Raw genomic sequence first — 20,128 nt, 5'->3', positions numbered from 1 at the left:
CCCCCGCTCGATTCGCAACAAGTACCGTTGAGATCGCTATTGATTGCAGTTACCACCCAGTGACAATCATTCCCACTCGATGGTGCCGGGCGGTTTCGAGGTCACGTCATAAACCACCCGATTGATGCCGCGCACTTCATTGATGATGCGCGTCGCCACCCGTGACAGGAAGCCATGATCGAAGGGATAGCTGTCTGCCGTCATGCCATCGACGGACGTCACAGCCCGCAACGCCAACACATGGTCATAGGTGCGGGCATCGCCCATCACGCCCACGGTTTTTACAGGCAAGAGCACGGCGAACGCCTGCCAGATACTGTCATAAAGCCCGGCATTGCGGATTTCTTCCAGATAAATGGCATCGGCCTTGCGCAAGATATCCGCCGCTTCGGTAGAGACGGCCCCCGGAATACGGATGGCCAGCCCCGGCCCCGGGAAAGGATGCCGATCCACAAAGGCATCCGGCAAGCCCAGTTCGCGGCCCAGATTGCGCACTTCGTCCTTGAACAATTCGCGCAAAGGCTCCACCAGCTTCAGGTTCATCTTTTCGGGCAGCCCGCCCACATTATGATGCGATTTGATGGTCACCGATGGGCCGCCGGAAAATGACACGCTCTCGATCACATCGGGATAAAGCGTGCCTTGCGCCAAAAATTGCGCATCACCGATTTTGCCTGCTTCTTCCTGAAACACATCAATGAACAAGCCGCCGATGATCTTGCGCTTTTGTTCGGGGTCAGTGACGCCGGCCAATTCACCCATGAACAGTTCGCTGGCATCGCGGTGGATCAACGGAATATTATAATGGCCACGGAACAGCTCGACCACCTGTTGCGCCTCGTTCATGCGCAACAGCCCGGTATCAACGAACACGCAGGTCAACTGATCGCCAATGGCTTCATGCAGCAAGACCGCCACCACCGAGCTATCCACCCCGCCCGACAGGCCGCAAATCACCTTGCCGTCGCCCACTTGCGCGCGAATCTCGGCGATTTTGGCATCCCGGAATGCCGCCATCGACCAATCGGCCTGACAGCCGCAAACATCATGGACAAAATTACGGATCAATTGCGCGCCATGGGGCGTGTGCACAACTTCGGGATGGAACTGCACACCGTAAAAGCCGCGTTCATCATCGGCTATGGCGGCAAAAGGCGCCCCTTCCGATGTGGCCACCACAGAGAAATTGTCCGGCAATGCCTCGACCCGATCGCCATGGCTCATCCAGACCTGCTCGCGGGAACCGGCTTGCCACATGCCTTCAAACAATCGGCAATCGGCGACCAAATCAATGAAGGCGCGGCCAAATTCCTGATGGTCAGACGGCTGAACCGCCCCACCAAGTTGCTGGACCATGGTTTGCTGGCCATAACAAATGCCAAGCACCGGCACACCCATATCAAACACCCGATCGGGAGCGCGTGGCGCATCGTCCCATGTGACGGACGCCGGACCACCGGACAGGATAATGCCCTTCGGATCAAACTGGTCGAGGATATCTTGGGCCGCGTTGAACGGCACGATTTCGCAGTACACACCGGCCTCACGCACACGCCGCGCAATGAGTTGGGTGACCTGACTGCCGAAGTCGAGAATGAGGATATGATCTGACATGACGCGCTTTTAGCTTTGCTGAAAGGCTCTGTCTATCATCGAACGCACCAAAAGCGGACTGCATGAGCCTGTTTAAGGCCCAATCGTCAACTTTTTCCTTGATCCGCGGGGCTGTCTTCGGGGCTTTCCGCCTCGAACGCTGCAATGGCTGCACGAACCTCGTCCACCTCCTCACAGCCCTCCGTCCCGCAAAGGCGCTTCAAAAGGTCCAGATTCTGCCGGGCTTTCACAAGACCGAAATCCGCAAGATAGGCCAGTGATTCGGCGGCCAAAGCCGCACGATTATCCGGTTCGATGGTCAGAACACGCCGATAATAGGCAATCCCGGCACTGCGGTCGCCCAAAGCTTCATGGGCCCGGCCAATGGCCACAAGGGCTGCAAGATTGTTCGGGTCCGCCACCAATGCCGTTTCAAATTTGGTCAGCGCGGTTTTATAGTCCGCCGCCTCCATCGCCGCCTGCCCTTCCATCATCAGATGTTGCGAAGCAGATCGATAGGCCGGGGCTGTGCCTTGATAGGCAAAGGAGGATGCCGGTGCGGCCATCAAGGCCGCGCCGCTCAAAACCAGAATGGAACCCAAAGTGCGGATTTCTTTCAAAGACATAAACATCATCACGCCGTTCCATATGAAGGACAGGGGTTCGCTGCAGGATTTATGTGTGATTGCAATGCCAGGATGCAAGATAGCACGCCACGAAAATCCCTGCGCATTTTATCGACCGTCCACTCCATAGCCACCCTTATGATTAGTCCGGCACTTTTTGCAGCAAGGCGAGGAAAAACCCGTCGGTGCCATGCTGCAGGGGGGTCATTTGCAGCATTTCCGGAGCACTGGACACGCTTTCGGGCAAATGCTCCAAGCCAAGATCTTCCAGCTTGCGGTGATAATCCGCCAACTCCCAGTCTTCGGATTCAGACAAGGCATGGTCGATCACATTCTCGTTTTCTTCTTGAAGGATCGAACATGTCATATAAGCGATCCGCCCGTTCGGCCCTGCCAGCGTCATGGCTTCACGCAGCAAAGCCCGCTGGATAGCAACGGCTTCGGCCAGCGCGTCTTCATCCAGCCGCCAACGCAATTCGGGGTTGCGCCGCCATGTGCCACTGCCCGAACAAGGCGCATCCACAATCACCAGATCCATTTGACCAAGGAAGCGGTATAGCTGATCGGCGCGTTTGTCCTCACCGGAGGTCAGACGATGAATTTGCAAATTAGTCTGACGCGCCCGGTCGGTGCGTATCTTCAATTCATCCAGCCGGCGCTTGTCCGTATCAAGGGCATAGATTTGGCCAGAATTGTTCATCTGTGCACCCAAAGCCAGCGTTTTACCGCCAGCGCCCGCACATAATTCCAGCACTTGCGCTTTCGGAGCCGCACCACAGAGCTGCACTGCAATCTGCGAGGCTTCGTCCTGCACCTCGACCAACCCTTTTGAAAAAAGATCCAAACCTTTAATCTGGCTATCTTTTTCCAAACGAATGCCAACAGGGCTATAGGGGGTCGGCTCGGCATTGATGCCCGCATCGGCAAGGGCCGCCAAGGCATCCTCGCGGGAGGTCTTGAGCGTATTGACACGCAAATCGGTGGGCGCCCGCCCAGAAAGCGCATCAATCTGCGCCGTTATATCATCGCCATAGCGGGCTTCCAACCGGTCAGACAGCCATTGCGGCACATTCAATCGCGCCGCCAAGGGCGGGTTTTTCAAGCCAACGGCCCGATCAAACCGGCTAATGGCATCATCACCGGGCGCTTCCGGCGCATAGGTGCCTTCAAACAGATCTGCCGCCAAAGGCCCATCCATTCGCAGATGCATCAAAGCCAGCATAAGCGGCGTGATAGGCAATCCCGCCGACATCAAACGCCAGCCATATTCACCGCGACGGCGAAGCACGCCATAAACAAGATTTATAATTGCCGCACGATCTTTCGATCCGGCATAGCGACGCTTTTGAAAATAGCGTTTGATCAACACATCGGCGGCCGCCCCGCGATGGGCCAAGGCATCATCGATCTGTCCGAGAATTTCAACCGCCGCAGCAAGGCGTGCAGAAGGGGTCATGAACGCCTCTTTCTTTCAAAAATAAAATGGCCGGCGTAAAAGGCTGGTGATCGCCCGATCACGCCGAAGACTCGATCAATTGGACGGGTAATTTGGTGATTCCCGTGTAATGGCCACATCATGCACATGGCTTTCACGCAAGCCGGAATTTGTAATGCGTATGAAGCTGCCCCGTTCATGCATATCAGGAATGGTGCGCGCCCCGGAATAGCCCATACCGGCCCGCAGCCCGCCCACAAGCTGATGCAGGACATTCTTCACAGGGCCCTTGAACGGCACCTGCCCCTCCACACCTTCGGGAACCAGCTTCAGGGCATCTTTGATATCTTCCTGGAAATAACGGTCCGCCGAGCCCCGTGCCATCGCCCCAACCGAGCCCATGCCCCGATAGGCTTTATAGGCGCGGCCCTGATACAAAAATTCTTCACCCGGCGCTTCTTGCGTACCCGCCAGTAACGAGCCCACCATGCAGGCATTGGCCCCGGCGGCAATGGCTTTGGAGATATCCCCCGATGTGCGCAAACCGCCATCGGCAATCACCGGAATATTTTTCTTCCGGGCCGCATCCACCACATCCATGATGGCGGTCAATTGCGGAACGCCCACACCGGCCACCACGCGGGTGGTGCAGATAGATCCCGGCCCGATCCCCACCTTGATGGCGTCCGCCCCGGCATCGATCAGCGCATTGGCGGCATCGGCGGTGGCCACATTGCCCGCAAGAAGCTGCACGGAATTGCTTTCGCGTTTGATGCGCGACACCGCTTCGATCACCCGTGCCGAATGGCCATGGGCGGTATCAAGAACCACCAGATCACATTCGGCATCGATCAAGGCCAATGAGCGTTCAAAGCCAGTATCGCCCACGGTTGTGGCCGCAGCCACCCGCAAGCGCCCGATTTCATCCTTGGCCGCATTGGGATAGGCAACGGCCTTTTCCATATCCCTGACCGTGATCAGGCCCGTGCAGCGGAATTCTTCATCCACGACCAACAGCTTTTCGATACGGTGCTGATGGAACAAACGCTTGGCTTCCGAACTGGACACGCCCGCATGAACCGTCACCAGCCCTTCACGGGTCATCAATTCCGACACCGGTTGCTGGGGATTGCTGGCAAAGCGCACATCGCGGTTGGTAACGATCCCCACCAATTTTCCCGGTCCGGCTCTTTCGCAACGTTCCACCACAGGAATACCGGAGATTTTATGCCGCGCCATCAGATCAAGGGCATCAGCCAGCGTTTCATCGGGGTGCATGGTGACAGGATTGACCACCATGCCCGCCTCGAACTTTTTCACCTGCCGCACCATCTGCGCCTGTTCATCAACGGAATTGTTCCGGTGCAGAACGCCAATGCCGCCCACCTGCGCCATAGCGATGGCCAGATCGGTTTCCGTAACCGTATCCATGGCCGCCGACATCAGGGGGATATTCAGCCGGATCGCATTGGTGACATAAGTGCCCACATCTACCTGTGCGGGCATCACATCGGATTCGCCGGGCACCAACAGGACATCATCAAATGTAAGACCCAGACGAATACCCATGATTTCCGACACTCCTATTAACCGATCCGAAAGAAAAGATTGGGGCCTATATGACATTGTGGCCCGCTCTGTCCAATGGATTTCTTGGACGCCGCCGAACTATGGGGCGGATTGATCGTTTAAAGCCTGCGATTTTCCGGTAAAGCCACTGGCAATCACATACCATTCCACCGACTCAGGGCGGCTGGCAGGAGGCTTGGCATGGCGAACAGTGGAAAAATGCAGCTTCATCCGCCGCAACAGATCGTCATCGGTGCCGCCGCGCAGCACTTTGGCGACAAATGTTCCGCCCGGTTCCAAAACATCCATGGCGAAATCCAGCGCTGCCTCGCATAATCCCATGGTCCGGATATGGTCGGTCTGCTTATGCCCCGTGGTGGGGGCAGCCATATCCGACAGGACAATATCCGCAGGGCCGCCCAACAGGGCCTTCAATTCAGCGGGGGCCTGGGGTGCCAAAAAATCCATTTCGATCAGATCCGCCCCGGAAATCGGGTCCATGGGCAGAATATCGATGCCGACGATCTTGTTGTCTTTTTGTCCCGAACGGGTGAACCGCTCCACAAGAACTTGTGTCCAGCCACCGGGCGCGGCGCCCAGATCCACCACCCGACGGGCGCCCTTCAAAAGCTGGAACTTTTCATCCAGCTCCAGCAATTTGAACGCCGCACGAGAGCGATAGCCCTGCCTGCGGGCTTCTTCCACATAAGGATCATTCAGCTGACGTTGAAGCCAACGGGTCGAGGACAATTTGCGCCCACGCGCCGTGCGCACCCGCACTTTCAACCCGCTGCGCCCCCGCGCTCCTCTTTTTTCCGGCGGTCGCGCCATCTTATCGTTCCCTGTTATGTCCGGTATCAAAGGCCACGCCTTCATTCATCAGGCCGCGCAGCACACCCTCGCGAATCCCGCGGTCAGCCACCCGTATCCGTGTGAAGGGCCATTGCGTCAAAATAGCATCCAGAATGGCACATCCGGCCACCACATAATCCACCCGATCCTCCCCGATACAGGGCTGGGCCAAGCGTTCCTCATATGGCATCAGCGCCACCGCCCGCGCAAGGGCATGAACAGAACCCGCCCGAAGCCAAGCCCCGTCAATCCGGCTGCGATCATATCGTTTCAAGCCCAATTGCACACTGGCAAGCGTTGTGATGGTGCCCGATGTGCCTAAAAGCTGGACCTTGCCACGTTTTACATAGCCAACAAGTTTGCCCAGCTCCTCGAAATCCGCCAGATGATTGGCAATCAGGGCAACCATTTCTTTGTAGGTTTCGGAGCTCAGCGAATGGCAATCAAAGCGTTCGGCAATGGTCGTCACCCCAAAAGGCACGGATGTCCAGGCAAGGATGGAAAATTGCCCGCCCGTCCGCTTTTCAATAAAAATAAGCTCGGTGCTGCCACCACCAATATCAAACACCAAGGCATGGCTATACCGCTGATCCATCAATGATTGACAGCCGACAACCGCAAGGCGCGCTTCTTCTGCCGGGGAAATCACATCCAGATTCAGGCCGGTTTCACGCTTCACCCGCGCCACGAAATCAGAGCAGTTGACCGCCGCCCGACAGGCTTCTGTCGCAACCGAGCGCATACAGGTCACTTTCCTGCTCTTGATTTTCTGGGCACATATTTTCAGCGCGCCGACAGCGCGATCCATGGCCGCATCGGACAAGCGGCCCGACAGTTCGAGCCCCTCCCCCAAACGGACGATACGGGAAAAGGCATCAATAACACGGAAGCCATTTCGGGTCGGTTTTGCCACCAGCAAGCGGCAATTATTGGTGCCCAAATCGATCGCGCTGTAAACGGCGCGGCCACCATAAACGGGCCCGGCCCTTCGGGGCCTTGCCTCATCGGCCGAAACAGGCCGCGCAAGGCTTTTATCCTCAATAACTGACATAATCGACTGATACTCATCACAAGCGAGGATCATGAACCCCGCAACTTGCTTTAAGCTTTAACACCTTTTCCAAAGGCGGTGCCAGTCTCAAACTGCGTTCCCTTAAAGAAGCTTTCCCCTTTCCCGCCAAGCCGGCAATCGACACAGAGTTTTCCAACAGCCCTTGACAGACAGCCCGACCGCCCCCTATAAGCCGCGCCGATCCAACCATTGCCCCGTCGTCTAATGGTAGGACAGCGGATTCTGATTCCGTCAGTGGGGGTTCGAGTCCTCCCGGGGCATCCATTCTTTTAAAAACCGATCAGGAACGGACGATAAAAGCCATTGCATATGGCCCGAAAATCGTCCCTTCGCCTTTGGATTCCGGATCATCCTCCCTGTTAAAATCTGAAAATCATGCTGAATGCCTGTGCTTTTCCATGGGTTTTTCTGAATTTTCCATTTCGTTCTTATTTTGTTCTTGATTGATGACTTGCCCATAGGTATAAGAACATATCAAGAACGGAGGGCGCTATGGAGATGTTCGCACATATCGGCGGGTTATTCTTTTTCGGCTTGTTGGGGATTTGGGCCTGGGTGGGGCTGGAAGACATGCTTCAAAGTCTGGCAGCCTACCGTAAATCCATCGCGCCCTCTGCGCGCCCCCTTCGCCCACGCAAAGCGGTGTGCTGCACAAAAGCAAAATATGCTCCATACCGCATCGCGTGAAAACGCTGTGATATGAGCGGATGGAATGGCTTCTTTGATGACCATTTGATCAAGGGCCAAAGCCTGTTGCGCAAAGACGCCGGCGGTTTTTTCGGGATAGCAAGGCGGTTAAAGCCCCTCTCCCCTGAATAAGGAAAGTTGGCAAAACGCCCCGTGCTGGCGCAGGCTTTCGCAGGCTTCCCTGGCCGGTGGAATATCCGCAAACGGCCCGGCAATCAGGCGCAGAAACTGCCCGCCCGCCTGATCCAAGCGCAAAGGATCAAGACGCGGCGATAAATGCTCCAACACCGCCGGATATTGGCCTTTCAGCACGTCCCATCCCTCTTTGGCAGCGTCGGGGCTTTGGTAAGACGCAAGATGAATGGCATAGGATTGGCCCGGCCCGGCTTCAAGCTCATAGCCTTCTTGCGCAGCCTTTACCCCCTCGACGCGATTCACAAGATCCCGCGCAGCAGCAGCCTCTTTCACCGCGCCCACCGTTGCCGCCTCGATCATATCCAAACGGCGCATTATGGTGGCAACAGTCCTGTCCGTTTCATTCAACTGCGCCATCAGGCCATCCACCTTATCGGACAAGCCCCTTACATCCTGCTGTATGGCCGCAATATCAGCCGCCGGATCTCCACCGGCACCGCCCAGCTTTCCGGTAATATCCACAAGCGCGTCATCAATCGCTTTCAACTGCCGGGCTTGTTGCTCCACCCGATAGGTCAAAGAGGATGCAAGCTCTGTATCAACAGCGCTTTCTGGCTCTATTGGCGCCGATGGATGATAAAGCCCGATGGGAGCAGGCCCGGTTTGGGGAGCTGAGGCGCAAGCCGACAAGCCACATAACAACGACACGGCCAAACAGAATGGTGAAGCAGGCATCAAACCGCGGATCAAATAAAAGTGACGCATCATCCAAAAGCCTCGAAACAGCATAAACAACAACCCTATCAGCCGCTTCTTTCCGCTTCGTAAAGAAAGGCGCAAGGGGCAAAGAGAAAAACACATTCCGGAAGACGCGCTCTTTGCAATTCCATTGCAGTGCGGCACGGGAATGACTATATCATGCCGATAGTATCTTATTAATGCTGGCTATCGGGAAGAATAATCATGGATGTACGCACACTCTGTCTTGGAATTCTCGCTTTGGGTGATGCAAGCGGCTATGAAATCAAAAAGATGGTCGCAGAAGGAAGTTTCAGCTTTTTTAGCGAAGCCAGCTATGGCTCCATCTACCCGGCTTTGACAAAATTGACCGATGAAGGGTTTGTCACCTGCCGTGCCATGTCGCAAAACAAGCGGCCCGACAAAAAGGTTTACAGCCTGACGGAAAAAGGCCAGCGCGCCTTGACAGATCAATTGCGCAAAGCCCCCGGCCCTGATAAAAACCGCTCCGAATTTCTGGCCGCGCTTTTGTTTGCCGAAGCCGTTTCCCCCGACCGGGTTAGCGATCTGGTCAATGAACGTATCGAAGACCATGATACACGCATCCGGTCTTTAGAGGCTTTGTTGGCGGATGATATGTCGCCGGCCTCGCGCTTTGTTCTGGAATATGGTGTCGCAATGCAAAAGGCCGCTTTGTCTTATTTACAGAACCACCAAGACGACCTTCTTGCCCAGATCACCAATTCTGGCGAGGCGGCCGAGTAATTTCTATCACGGCACCGAAAACGGGGATGTCGACGTCATCTTCAAAAAACGTTCAATCGTCTGATTGGCTTTGATAAAAACGATATCTATCAGGATCGACCACCCTATGAAAAAGTCCTTTCTTCTTGCCGCGTTGATTACGGTCGTGCTTGTGATCTGGGTTTTGTCCGGCATGCTTTTTAAAGCACCGGAAACCGAAACAAACGAGCAAAAATCCCAAACGCCCGCGCAGACCGCGTTTTCGGTCCGGACAAAAAAAAGCATTGCCACCGAATTTCAACGGGATCTGGAAATAAGAGGCCGCACCGAAGCCATTCGCTCGGTAGAACTTCAGGCGGAAATCACCGGCCGTGTGGTGGAAACACCGGTGGAAAAAGGCCAACGTGTGGAACTCGGCACCGTTATCTGCCGCCTGTCCACCGAAGATAGAAAAGCCAATTTGGCGCAGGCCAAGGCTCTCCGCGACCAGCGAAAACTGGAATATGATGCAGCCCTTGAATTGGTGAAAAAAGGCCATCGCTCCGCCACGCAGCTTGCACAATCCAAAGCGGAATTCGAAGCGGCCCAAGCGCAGCTCAGCCAAATGCAGATCGCCTTGGACAATACAGAAATCCGAGCACCTTTTGCCGGTCTGGTCGATGACAGACCCGCAGAAATTGGCGATTATCTGCAACAAGGCGGCGTCTGCGCGCGCCTCATTGATGAAACGCCGTTCCTTATTGTGGGCGAAGTATCGGAGCGCGATGTGGGAGCCCTGTCTTTGGGAACCAAAGCACGGGTACAAATTGACGGTATTGAAGAACAGACCGGCACCATCCGTTTTATTTCCGCCACGGCATCCGAACGCACCCGTACCTTCCGGGTCGAAGTGGCCATCCCCAATGAAGACCGCTCCTTGCGTGATGGCATGACGGCAACCATTCATGTGCCTTTGGAAATCATCCGCGCCCATCCCCTGCCCCCGACCGCGCTGGTTCTGGATGCCGATGGACGTTTGGGCATTCGGGCCGCAGATCAAGATGGGCTGGTTGTGTTTTATCCTGTGACCATCCTGAGCGATGCGGGGGATAAAATCTGGGTGGGTGGATTGCCCGATCAGATAGAGGTCATCACCGTTGGGCAAGAATTTGTCACAGCCGGTCAAAAAGTCCGAACCGTATTACAGCCTCAGGCTGCCATACAGCCGGGAATAAGCCAATGAATTCGATCATCAAAAGCGCGGTCGATCACAAGCGGTTGATTTTATCGCTTTTGATGATGATCTTGCTGGCTGGCGGCTATGCCTATTACGCCATCCCGAAAGAAGACAATCCAGACGTCCAGTTCCCCTTCTTTTCCGTCAGCATCAGCCATGACGGCATCTCCCCCGAAGATGCCGAACGGATGATCATCAAACCCATGGAACGTCAGCTCCAGACCATTGAAGGCGTTAAGGAAATGACCGCCAACGGGTTTGTGGGCGGGGCCAGCATCGTGCTGGAATTCCAATCCGATGTGGATGCGGATCAGGCGCTTTTGGATGTGCGGGAAGCGGTGGATATGGCCAAGGCCGATCTGCCCAATGAAAGCGAAGAGCCGGTTGTCGCGGAATATTCCGCAGGCAAGCAACCCATCATAACGGTGGTCTTGTTTGGCGATGCGCCCGAACGCACCATGGTCCGCATTGCGGAAACCCTGAAAGACCAGCTGGAAACCATTCCCAGCGTTTTGGAAGCCCAGGTCGGCGGCAAGCGCGAAGAGGTTTTGGAAGTGGTGGTCGATCCCACCCGGATCGAAACCTATGATGTGTCCTTGAACGAGCTTTTGACGGTGGTGCAAAACAACAACCGCCTGATCGCCGCTGGCGCCCTTGATGCGGGTGACGGGCGGTTTTCCGTAAAAGTTCCCGGGCTGTTTGAAGACGCCCGCGATGTGGCCAACCTCCCGGTCAAGACATCCCGCGACGGGGTTGTCACCCTTGCCGATCTTGGCGAGGCGCGCCGCACCTTCAAGGATGCCACATCTCTGGCCCGCTTCAATGGCCGCCCCGCCATCACCATCGAAGTGATCAAACGTGTGGGCACCAACACCGTTGAAACGGCGCAGGCCGCCAAAGCCATGACAGAATTCGCGGCCAAAAGCTGGCCCGGCAGCATGCAATACGAATTTTTGGGCGATACATCGGTTTATGTGACCGACTTCCTGAGCACTTTGCGCAATTCCGTTCTGTCTGCGGTGGCGCTGGTTTCCATCGTTGTTGTTGCGGCTCTTGGCTGGCGCTCGGCCACCCTTGTCAGCGTGTCCATTCCCGGCGCGTTCCTCTTCGGGATTTTGGTGCTTTATGCCTTGGGCTACACCATCAATACCGTGGTGTTGTTCGGCCTGATCCTGGCTGTGGGGCTGCTGGTGGACGGGGCCATTGTGGTAACGGAATATGCCGACCGGAAGATGCTGGAGGGCCACCACCGGAAAGAGGCCTTCCGATTGGCCGCCCAGCGCATGTCATGGCCTATTATTGCCTCGACCGCGACCACGTTGGTTGCCTTTGCGCCCTTGCTTTTCTGGCCCGGTATCATCGGCGATTTCATGAGCTATCTGCCGCTGACACTGATCTTCACCCTGATCGGGTCGCTGTTGATGGCCTTGATCTTTTTGCCCACCCTTGGCGCCTTGATCGGCAAACCCGGCCAGGCAGATCCCGACCTGATGGAACATCTGGCGGGGGACCAGACCTTCGATCCCAAGTCTCTGAGCGGCATCACCGGTTGGTACACGCGGCTTTTATCGGTTCTGATCCATCATCCCGGCAAGATCATGGCCCTGACCCTTGTGGCCCTGATCGGCGCATGGGGGCTGTTCATCACCGATAATAACGGACAGATCCTGTTTCCCGATGGCGAGCCTAACAGCGCCCGCGTGCTTGTCCATGCACGCGGCAATTTTTCCATCACGGAAATGAATACGCTGGTTTCCGATGTGGAAAGCCGCCTTCTGGATATCGATGGGGTGGAAAACCGCTATACCCGCATCGGCGCGGGTTCGGGCGATGCGGAAGATACCATTGGCCGCGTGACCTTGCTGTTCAAGGATTGGGACGAGCGCCGCCCTGCAACGGAAATTGAACAAGAAATCCGCGAACGGGTTGCTGATGTGGCCGGCGTCAAAGTGGAGTTTTCCGAAGAACAACAAGGGCCGGTGCAAGGAAAAGCCATCGAGATCGAGGTGGCCAGCGCCATCCCCAGCCTGATCACCCCCACGGTAGAACGTATTCGCGAGTTCATCGACAATATGGACGGGCTGGTGGATCAGGAGGACAGCCGCCCCGTGGCCGGAATTGAATGGCGGTTAGAGGTGGATCGCGCCGAAGCAGGCCGCTTTGGCACCGATCTTACCACCGTTGGCAGTTTCATCCAGCTTGTCACCAATGGCGCATTGGTTGGACGCTATCGCCCCGATGAAGCCGATGACGAGGTGGATATCCGGGTGCGCTTTCCGGTCGACCAACGCGGCATTCTCGCCCTTGATACCTTGCGTATTCCTACAGAGTTCGGCTCGGTGCCCATCGGAAATTTCGTGGAGCGCAATGCCCGCCCCAAAACCGGCGATATTGAACGCATCGATGGACAGCGGGTCATGACCCTTGCCAGCGATGTGGCTGAAGGCGTGCAGCCTGCGGCCAAGGTGATCGAAATCAAAAAATGGATTGCCGACCAGAATTTCGATCCGCGCGTCTCGATCCGTTTTGCGGGCCAGGATGAAGTGGAAAAGGAATCGGGCAGCTTTTTGCTTAATGCCTTCGTTATTGCATTGTTCGGCATGGGACTGATTTTGCTGGCGCAGTTCAACAGCTTTTATCAGGCGGGGCTGATCCTGACCGCCGTGCTGTTATCAACGGTGGGCGCGGTGTTCGGCCTGTGGCTGACAGACCGGCCCTTTGTGATCGTGATGACAGGGGTGGGCATCATCGCGCTGGCAGGGATTGTGGTGAACAACAATATCGTTCTGATCGATACCTATGCCCGTTTGGTCAAACAGGGCATCCCGCCTTTGGAAGCTGTGGTCCGCACCGGCGCCCAACGCTTGCGCCCGGTTTTGCTGACCACCATCACCACTGTGATCGGGCTGCTGCCCATGGTGTTCCAGTTCAATGTGGATTTCGTTTCCCGCGCGGTGGAAATCGGTTCCCCCACCAGCTTTATCTGGGTGGATCTGGCTTTGGCTATTGTGTTCGGGCTAAGCTTTGCCACCGTTCTGACATTGATTGTCACCCCGTCCATGCTGGCTTGGCGCATTATCCGCAAGGAAAAGAAAGCAGCCCGTAAAGCCAAAAAAGCGGGCATTGAAGACAAAACAATCAAAGAAATCAAAGATGTAACGCAAGCGGCGGAATAACCGCTAGCACTTTTTTGTCAATCCTGCGCGGCGTTTTTATCGGCAATTTTGAGCTTGCGGCGATAAACCCGCCAAGACAAAAGAATCGAGGCCAAATAGGCAATGGCAACAATGGCTATGGCGGCCCAGCGATAAACCGTGACAGATGCGGCAAACAAGGCGATCACAAACAGGCTGGGCACCATCGCTTCTCGGCGCACCCGCAATTGTTTCAATGAAAAGGTGGGTACCCGCGATACCACCAGCGTTGCAATGATCGCCACATATCCCACCAGAACGAACGATTTTTGAAACAACGCCGATTCAAAAGCGAAATCCAGCAACATCGGCAACAAAACCAGCATGGCCCCCGCCGGCGCAGGCACGCCGGTGAAGAATCCCATGGCTTTATAGGGATCGTCCGCCTCATCTATGGATGCGTTATAACGTGCCAGTCTCAGAGCCACAGAAACCCCGAAGGCCAAAGCCACAATCCACCCAATGCGCCCCATATCGCCCAAGCCCCAGGCATAAAGCAAAAAGGCCGGAGCCATGCCGAATGCCACCACATCGGACAATGAATCAAGCTCGGCCCCGAACCGGCTGGTGCTTTTCAATAAACGCGCAATGGCCCCGTCCATGGCATCCAGAACCGCCGCTGCAACAACAAACACCACAGCCAGTTGAAACCGGCCTTCAATGGCAAAGCGAATGGCGGTCATGCCCGAGCATAGCGCAAGGGTGGTAACCACATTGGCCGCCATCATACGCGCCGTGAAGGTGCGGCGTCCATTGCCGCTGGAATTGCGGGAGGCGCGTTTGACCATCAGGAAGCGCGCCCCTGAATATTTTTATGGGACGGTTTGTCATCGGCGATCACCGTTTCACCACCGACCACCGTTTGGCCGACAGCGATCACCGGCTCCATGCCTTCAGGGCAATAGACATCCATGCGGCTGCCAAAACGAATAATCCCAAAGCGCTCGCCAGCTTCCACTGTCTGGCCCACTTCCAAATTGCACACAATGCGCCGGGCAATCAGGCCGGCAATCTGCACAAAGGCCACCGACCGGCCATCAGCCCGATCCAGCCGCACAAGCTGGCGTTCATTTTCATCGCTGGCCTTATCCAGAGTGGCATTGATGAATTTACCGGGAATATAATTGAGTTTTGTGATGGTGCCATCGGATGGAACCCGGTTCACGTGCACATTCAGCACCGACAGGAAAATAGAGATTCGCGTGCGGGCGCCCTCGCCCATTTCCAATTCCACAGGCGGCACAGCCTGTTCGATTTTCGACACCACACCATCGGCGGGGCTGACCAATGCCGTATCCAGAATGGGCGTCATCCGCACAGGATCGCGGAAGAAATAAACGATATAAAGGCCCAGAACGATCAATATCCAGCCCAGCACCTCGCTGATAAACACCATGGAAAGGGCGGCCAAAGCGAAGGCAATCAATACGAAGGGGACGCCCTCGCGGTGCACGCGGTTGAAGGCAGAGCGAAACGGGTCCATGAAAGCGAGCCTTTCCAGTTCTTGTTCAGGGCCATTGCGCCCCGATGTATGACAGATTGCGCGGAATTTGACCAATTCCCATGCAAAGGTCAAATAGAGCCTGCACGAAAGAGACAGATCAGGGCATTTCAACTTTGGTTTGCTGTGCTTGAGCAAGCGAAAAGAACGGTTCCTCCCCCGTCCCCTATCCTGCGTTTTCTTGCTGACGTTGCCACATGGCGGCATAGGCCCCGCCTGCTTGCAACAATGTCTCATGGCGGCCCCGCTCGATGATTTTCCCCTCATCCAGCACCAAAATTTCATCGGCATTGACCACAGTGGACAGCCGATGGGCAATCACCAGCGTTGTGCGATTGCGCGCCACACGTTCAATGGCATCCTGTATTTCCCGTTCTGTGCGGGTGTCCAAGGCGCTTGTCGCTTCATCCAACAGCAAAATGGGCGGGTCTTTCAAAATGGTTCGGGCAATGGCCACCCGCTGCTTTTCCCCGCCCGACAATTTCAACCCGCGCTCCCCAACCCGTGTTTCATATCCATCGGGCAAACGCGCGATAAAATCGTCAATACGGGCCAGTTTTGCCGCCTCATAAACCTCGTCTTCACGGGCATCAGGGCGCCCATAGCGAATATTATAGGCAATGCTGTCATTGAACAGGACGGTATCTTGGGGAACGATCCCGATGGCAGCGCGTAAACTGGCTTGGGTCACATCCCGGATATCTTGCCCGTCGATCTCCACATGGCCGGATTCAATATCGTAAAAACGGTACAATATCCGCGACAAAGTGGATTTTCCCGCGCCACTGGGCCCTACAATGGCAACGGTTTTCCCCGCGGGAACCTCGAAGGATATATCGTGCAAAACCTGCCGGCGCGCATCATAGCCAAAGCACATATTACGAAAGGACAAGCGCGCGCCATTCACCACCAAGGCTTTGGCGTCGGGCTTATCCGCCACTTCGCGGTCCGCATCCAAAAGCCCGAACAGATATTCCATATCAATCAGCGATTGCTTGATTTCGCGGTACACGAATCCCAACAGATTAAGCGGCACAAAAAGCTGGATCAGCAAGGCATTGGCCAAAACCACATCCCCCAATGTCAGGCGATCGGCCAAATAGCCTTGCGCTGTCATCACCATCACACTGGCCAAAGCGGCATTGATGATCAACGCCTGCCCCGCATTCAGGGCCGACAAAGACGATTGGCTTTTGACCGCCGCCTCCTGATAGCTGGCCAAGGCCTTGTCGTAGCGTGCGGCTTCATGGGCTTCATTGCCGAAATATTTTACCGTTTCAAAATTCAGCAGGCTATCCACCGCCCGGCTGTTGGCTTTTCTGTCTTGTGCATTCATGGTGCGACGAAAACGGGTGCGCCATTCGGTTATCATCACTGAAAACCCGATATAAGCGGCAACGGATATCAGCAAAACAACGGCAAAGTGCCAGCCGAAATGAACATAAAAAACGCCTCCGACAAACAGCAGTTCCAATATGGTTGGAACGATGTTGAAGGTCATGAACCGCAACAGGAAATCAATGGCGCGGGTGCCGCGCTCTATGGCTCTGGAAAGCCCGCCGGTCTGGCGTTCCAGATGAAAGCGCAAGGACAGCGCATGCAGATGCCAAAATGTTTCCAATGCCACAGACCGCAAGGCATGCTGGGACGCTTTGGCAAAAATCGCATCGCGGATCTGCGCCAAAGCCACCGAGCCAAAACGGGCCACCCCATAAGCCACAAGCAACAAAAGGGGCAACGCCACGGCTTGTTGCGCAGGGTTGGACAATCCGTCAATGGCTGCTTTGTAGAAAAACGGCGTGTAAACCGTCACCACCTTTGCGGCCACAAGCAATAGCAGCGATAAAGCAATGCGCCAACGAAGATCCGGACGCCCTTTGGGCCAAAGATAGGGGCTTAACCGCTTGATCACCGGCCAATGGCCTGCCGAAGGGCTGTTTTGTAAAGGATCGTGTTTCAGGCCTTTCGGCATCAATTGCCCTTTCATGGCAAATAGTCATTCAAATTTTACGCTTCATTAAAACCATGGCCGTAGACTCTGGCACGCAAAAATCTTTATCCCGCCACCGCTGTGACCACGAAACCGGGCGATATATATGATGCAGACCATGTCACATAGCGAGACTGACCAATTGCCGCAATTGCATCATATTCTGATGCAGGCACAGGAGCACTTGGACAATCCCACCATAGGCCTGCCTCTGGATTTCAGCTTCACATGGGATGGCATTGTCTTTCAGGCCCATCTTGGCAAGCCCCATTTCGGGCAATGCACCTTGAATTTGCGCGCACAATTGGGCGTCCTTCCCTTTTCTGCGCAGGACCCTGACGCCCGCAAAACGGCCATTGCCGAAACGGAACGATCAAAATTTCGCACCCATGACCATATCTTGCTCGATAAAACGGGGCATATTTCCCTGGAAAGCGCGACCATATTTGACGCGCCAACCGATTTCGACAGCATTCTGGAAACCATGACCATCATTTTGATATCTCTGGATTCCAAAATTTCCAGCTTACGGGGACGCTTGCCACAAACCTAGCTCTAAACCAGACTTTATCCTGCTTAACCAATGGGATAGAGGTTTTATCTATCAAACAACTCTGTATTGAACGTGCGTAACAACAGGATGAGAGCAATGCCTAAATTAGGCAAAGGACAGTTTTGCATCGGCCAGGTGGTCAAGCACCGCTTGTTCTCCTTTCGCGGCGTGATCTTCGATGTCGATCCCGAATTCGACAATAATGAAGAATGGTGGGAATCCATCCCTGAAGAGGCACGTCCCAAAAAAGAGCAACCCTTTTATCATGTTCTGGCCGAAAACGACACGTCCACCTATTTCGCCTATGTGAGCCAACAGAATCTGGAGCCGGATTCAGGGGGGCCCTGCCGCCATCCCGATATCGACGATCTGTTCGATAGTTTTGATGGCGGGCGTTACAGCCTGAAATCCATCAGCATGAATTAAAGGCGCAAATCTTAAATAGGAACCGTGTCTGCGGATAAAGCGTTCTAAAACGCTTTAGACTTGTGCGTCTTCTTGGCGGCTTTTCTCGGCAATATGCGCAGCGCTGGAATAGCTTGAGACGCAATAAGGCACCACAAAGGTCAGCACTATCTTCCATAAGGGCGGCATTTCACCGGTAAGAAAAAGCTCGCCCTGATTGATCAAGACCAAAACCGTCCCCACGATCAGCGCCACCCGCCCGGCACGGTGCACCACCGGCTTCATCCTTAATGCCTGCCAAAAAGTCACCCTGCCGTCTTGATTGGTCATGATCTCTCTTGCGTCCTTGCTGCGGATTTGAAATAGAGTCCGCACAATAGCGTTAGCCTTGGACATTGCTCCAGCGATAATGCGCGCAGGCAGACCCTTTTTTCCTAAAGCAAGAACAGGTTTTTCCCATGTCCAATTGTGTCCATATCATCGGCGGCGGTCTTGCAGGGTCTGAAGCTGCATGGCAAATCGCGCAGGCAGGCATTGCGGTGGTGTTGCACGAAATGCGCCCCGTGCAAAACACGGCGGCCCATCATACGGACGGATTGGCGGAACTGGTCTGTTCCAATTCTTTTCGTTCCGATGATGCACAAAACAATGCCGTTGGCCTGCTGCATGAAGAAATGCGCCGTCTCAATTCCTTGATCATGCGCTGCGGCGATGCCGCAAAAGTTCCCGCCGGATCAGCTTTGGCGGTCGACCGCGATCAATTTTCGCAGATGGTCACCAAAACACTGGCCGAGCATCCATTAATTACCATCGAGCGTGATTGTATCGATGGCTTGCCCCCCAAAGACTGGGCCAATGTGATCATCGCCACCGGGCCTTTGACCTCCGATGGCCTGAGCCACGCCATTCTCGATCTGACCGGCGAAGACAGCCTCGCTTTTTTCGATGCCATTGCCCCCATCGTGCATAAAGACAGCATCAATATGGATGTGGCTTGGTATCAATCCCGTTATGATAAAGGCGAAGGGGCCGATTATATCAACTGCCCCCTTGATGAAGCTCAATATGAGTCCTTTATCACCGCCCTTTTGGAAGGCGAAAAAACCAGCTTCAAGGAATGGGAGGAAAACACCCCCTATTTTGAAGGCTGTATGCCCATTGAAGTCATGGCGGAACGGGGCCGTGAAACCTTGCGCTTCGGGCCAATGAAGCCGGTAGGGCTGACCGACCCCCGAACAGGAAAACAACCTCATGCCGTTATTCAGCTTCGACAAGATAACCAATTGGGAACGCTGTATAATATCGTCGGGTTCCAGACCAAGTTGAAATATGGTGCCCAAAACGAGATTTTCCGGACCATTCCCGGTCTGGAAAAGGCCGTTTTTGCACGCTTGGGCGGCCTGCACCGCAATACTTTCATCAATTCACCCCGCTTGCTGGACGAAAGCCTGCGCCTGAAAGCCGATCCGCGCTTGCGCTTCGCCGGTCAGATCACCGGGGTCGAAGGCTATATCGAATCCGCCGCTGTGGGGTTGATGGCCGGACGCTTTGCCGCTGCCGATGCTTTGGGGCATTCCCTGACGCCGCCGCCCGATGTAACCGCCTTCGGTGCTGTTCTTTCGCATATCACCGGCGGCGCGCGGCCAGACAGCTTTCAGCCGATGAATGTGAATTTCGGCCTGTTCCCGCCACTTGCGGGGAAGGTCAAAAAGAAAGAGCGCAAACCAGCCATGAGCCGGCGCGCTCTTGAAGCATTGGATGCCTGGATCAACGGCCTTGCGACACAGGAAAAGGCCGACAGCTAAGATTTTGACGCCA

Annotated in this window: 17 protein-coding genes and 1 tRNA gene; 7 read left to right on the top strand and 11 right to left on the bottom strand. The window is 55.2% G+C overall.

Annotated features, from left to right (window positions below):
• Positions 1–66: 66 nt before the first annotated feature.
• The 6 genes from guaA to IEX96_RS09485 all read right to left on the bottom strand — a co-directional run bounded on the left by guaA (position 67) and on the right by IEX96_RS09485 (position 7,126).
• A complete protein-coding gene (gene guaA / locus IEX96_RS09510; RefSeq protein ID WP_150005119.1) occupies positions 67–1,614 on the bottom strand; it encodes a glutamine-hydrolyzing GMP synthase in 1,548 nt (515 codons plus the stop codon).
• A gap of 86 nt (positions 1,615–1,700) precedes the next feature.
• Entirely contained in the window at positions 1,701–2,228 is a 528-nt protein-coding gene (locus tag IEX96_RS09505; protein ID WP_188873836.1) for a tetratricopeptide repeat protein, read from the bottom strand.
• A 133-nt stretch (positions 2,229–2,361) separates the two neighbouring features.
• Positions 2,362–3,675 carry an RsmB/NOP family class I SAM-dependent RNA methyltransferase gene (locus IEX96_RS09500; RefSeq protein WP_150005121.1) on the bottom strand — a complete coding sequence of 438 codons (1,314 nt, stop codon included), beginning with the start codon at positions 3,673–3,675 and terminating at the stop codon, positions 2,362–2,364.
• 75 nt (positions 3,676–3,750) lie between these two features.
• Positions 3,751–5,223 carry an IMP dehydrogenase gene (guaB, locus tag IEX96_RS09495; RefSeq protein WP_188873835.1) on the bottom strand — a complete coding sequence of 491 codons (1,473 nt, stop codon included), beginning with the start codon at positions 5,221–5,223 and terminating at the stop codon, positions 3,751–3,753.
• A gap of 99 nt (positions 5,224–5,322) precedes the next feature.
• Positions 5,323–6,054 (bottom strand): RlmE family RNA methyltransferase, encoded by a 732-nt coding sequence (locus IEX96_RS09490; RefSeq protein WP_150005122.1) that lies wholly within the window; start codon positions 6,052–6,054, stop codon positions 5,323–5,325.
• Between the two features lies 1 nt (position 6,055).
• Entirely contained in the window at positions 6,056–7,126 is a 1,071-nt protein-coding gene (locus tag IEX96_RS09485) for a Ppx/GppA phosphatase family protein (RefSeq protein ID WP_188873834.1), read from the bottom strand.
• Positions 7,127–7,337: 211 nt separating this feature from the next.
• Between IEX96_RS09485 and IEX96_RS09480 the strand changes: the two genes are divergently transcribed.
• A tRNA-Gln gene (locus IEX96_RS09480) sits at positions 7,338–7,411 on the top strand.
• Positions 7,412–7,942: 531 nt separating this feature from the next.
• Here the strand turns inward: IEX96_RS09480 and IEX96_RS09475 are convergent.
• Complete coding sequence (locus tag IEX96_RS09475) at positions 7,943–8,737, bottom strand: SPOR domain-containing protein (protein WP_188873833.1); 795 nt, start codon at positions 8,735–8,737, stop codon at positions 7,943–7,945.
• A gap of 195 nt (positions 8,738–8,932) precedes the next feature.
• Between IEX96_RS09475 and IEX96_RS09470 the strand changes: the two genes are divergently transcribed.
• From IEX96_RS09470 to IEX96_RS09460, 3 genes are all read left to right on the top strand, one after another.
• Positions 8,933–9,472 carry a PadR family transcriptional regulator gene (locus IEX96_RS09470; RefSeq protein ID WP_150005124.1) on the top strand — a complete coding sequence of 180 codons (540 nt, stop codon included), beginning with the start codon at positions 8,933–8,935 and terminating at the stop codon, positions 9,470–9,472.
• A gap of 106 nt (positions 9,473–9,578) precedes the next feature.
• Positions 9,579–10,673: an efflux RND transporter periplasmic adaptor subunit gene (locus tag IEX96_RS09465; RefSeq protein ID WP_150005125.1), complete on the top strand. Its 1,095-nt coding sequence runs from the start codon at positions 9,579–9,581 to the stop codon at positions 10,671–10,673.
• Positions 10,670–13,843, top strand: coding sequence for an efflux RND transporter permease subunit (locus IEX96_RS09460; protein ID WP_188873832.1), 3,174 nt, complete (start codon positions 10,670–10,672; stop codon positions 13,841–13,843). Before IEX96_RS09465 ends, IEX96_RS09460 begins: the two co-directional genes overlap by 4 nt.
• 17 nt (positions 13,844–13,860) lie before the next feature.
• On the opposite strand, the gene pssA is transcribed toward IEX96_RS09460, so the two are convergent.
• From pssA to IEX96_RS09445, 3 genes are all read right to left on the bottom strand, one after another.
• Positions 13,861–14,649, bottom strand: a complete 789-nt coding sequence (gene pssA, locus IEX96_RS09455; RefSeq protein ID WP_150005126.1) for a CDP-diacylglycerol--serine O-phosphatidyltransferase — start codon at positions 14,647–14,649, stop codon at positions 13,861–13,863.
• The gene (locus IEX96_RS09450) at positions 14,649–15,362 is read right to left on the bottom strand and encodes a phosphatidylserine decarboxylase (protein ID WP_373293764.1); all 714 of its coding nucleotides are present in this window, start codon (positions 15,360–15,362) and stop codon (positions 14,649–14,651) included. The genes pssA and IEX96_RS09450 overlap by 1 nt, the downstream gene beginning before the upstream one ends.
• Before the next feature lie 166 nt (positions 15,363–15,528).
• Entirely contained in the window at positions 15,529–17,349 is a 1,821-nt protein-coding gene (locus IEX96_RS09445; RefSeq protein ID WP_229773643.1) for an ABCB family ABC transporter ATP-binding protein/permease, read from the bottom strand.
• A gap of 109 nt (positions 17,350–17,458) precedes the next feature.
• Between IEX96_RS09445 and IEX96_RS09440 the strand changes: the two genes are divergently transcribed.
• Positions 17,459–17,905 carry a hypothetical protein gene (locus tag IEX96_RS09440; RefSeq protein ID WP_150005128.1) on the top strand — a complete coding sequence of 149 codons (447 nt, stop codon included), beginning with the start codon at positions 17,459–17,461 and terminating at the stop codon, positions 17,903–17,905.
• Between the two features lie 96 nt (positions 17,906–18,001).
• Entirely contained in the window at positions 18,002–18,331 is a 330-nt protein-coding gene (gene hspQ, locus IEX96_RS09435; RefSeq protein WP_150005129.1) for a heat shock protein HspQ, read from the top strand.
• 54 nt (positions 18,332–18,385) lie between these two features.
• On the opposite strand, the gene nrtS is transcribed toward hspQ, so the two are convergent.
• Positions 18,386–18,640 (bottom strand): nitrate/nitrite transporter NrtS, encoded by a 255-nt coding sequence (nrtS, locus tag IEX96_RS09430; RefSeq protein WP_229773642.1) that lies wholly within the window; start codon positions 18,638–18,640, stop codon positions 18,386–18,388.
• A gap of 128 nt (positions 18,641–18,768) precedes the next feature.
• Here nrtS and trmFO point away from each other — a divergent pair, with 128 nt between their 5' ends.
• On the top strand, positions 18,769–20,115 hold the full coding sequence (trmFO, locus tag IEX96_RS09425) for a methylenetetrahydrofolate--tRNA-(uracil(54)-C(5))-methyltransferase (FADH(2)-oxidizing) TrmFO (protein WP_150005130.1): 1,347 nt from the start codon (positions 18,769–18,771) through the stop codon (positions 20,113–20,115).
• Positions 20,116–20,128: the final 13 nt, after the last annotated feature.

The organism is Iodidimonas muriae, from assembly GCF_014647255.1.
GTDB lineage: Bacteria > Pseudomonadota > Alphaproteobacteria > Sphingomonadales > Rhodothalassiaceae > Iodidimonas > Iodidimonas muriae.
This window is presented reverse-complemented; position numbering and strand designations above follow the sequence as displayed.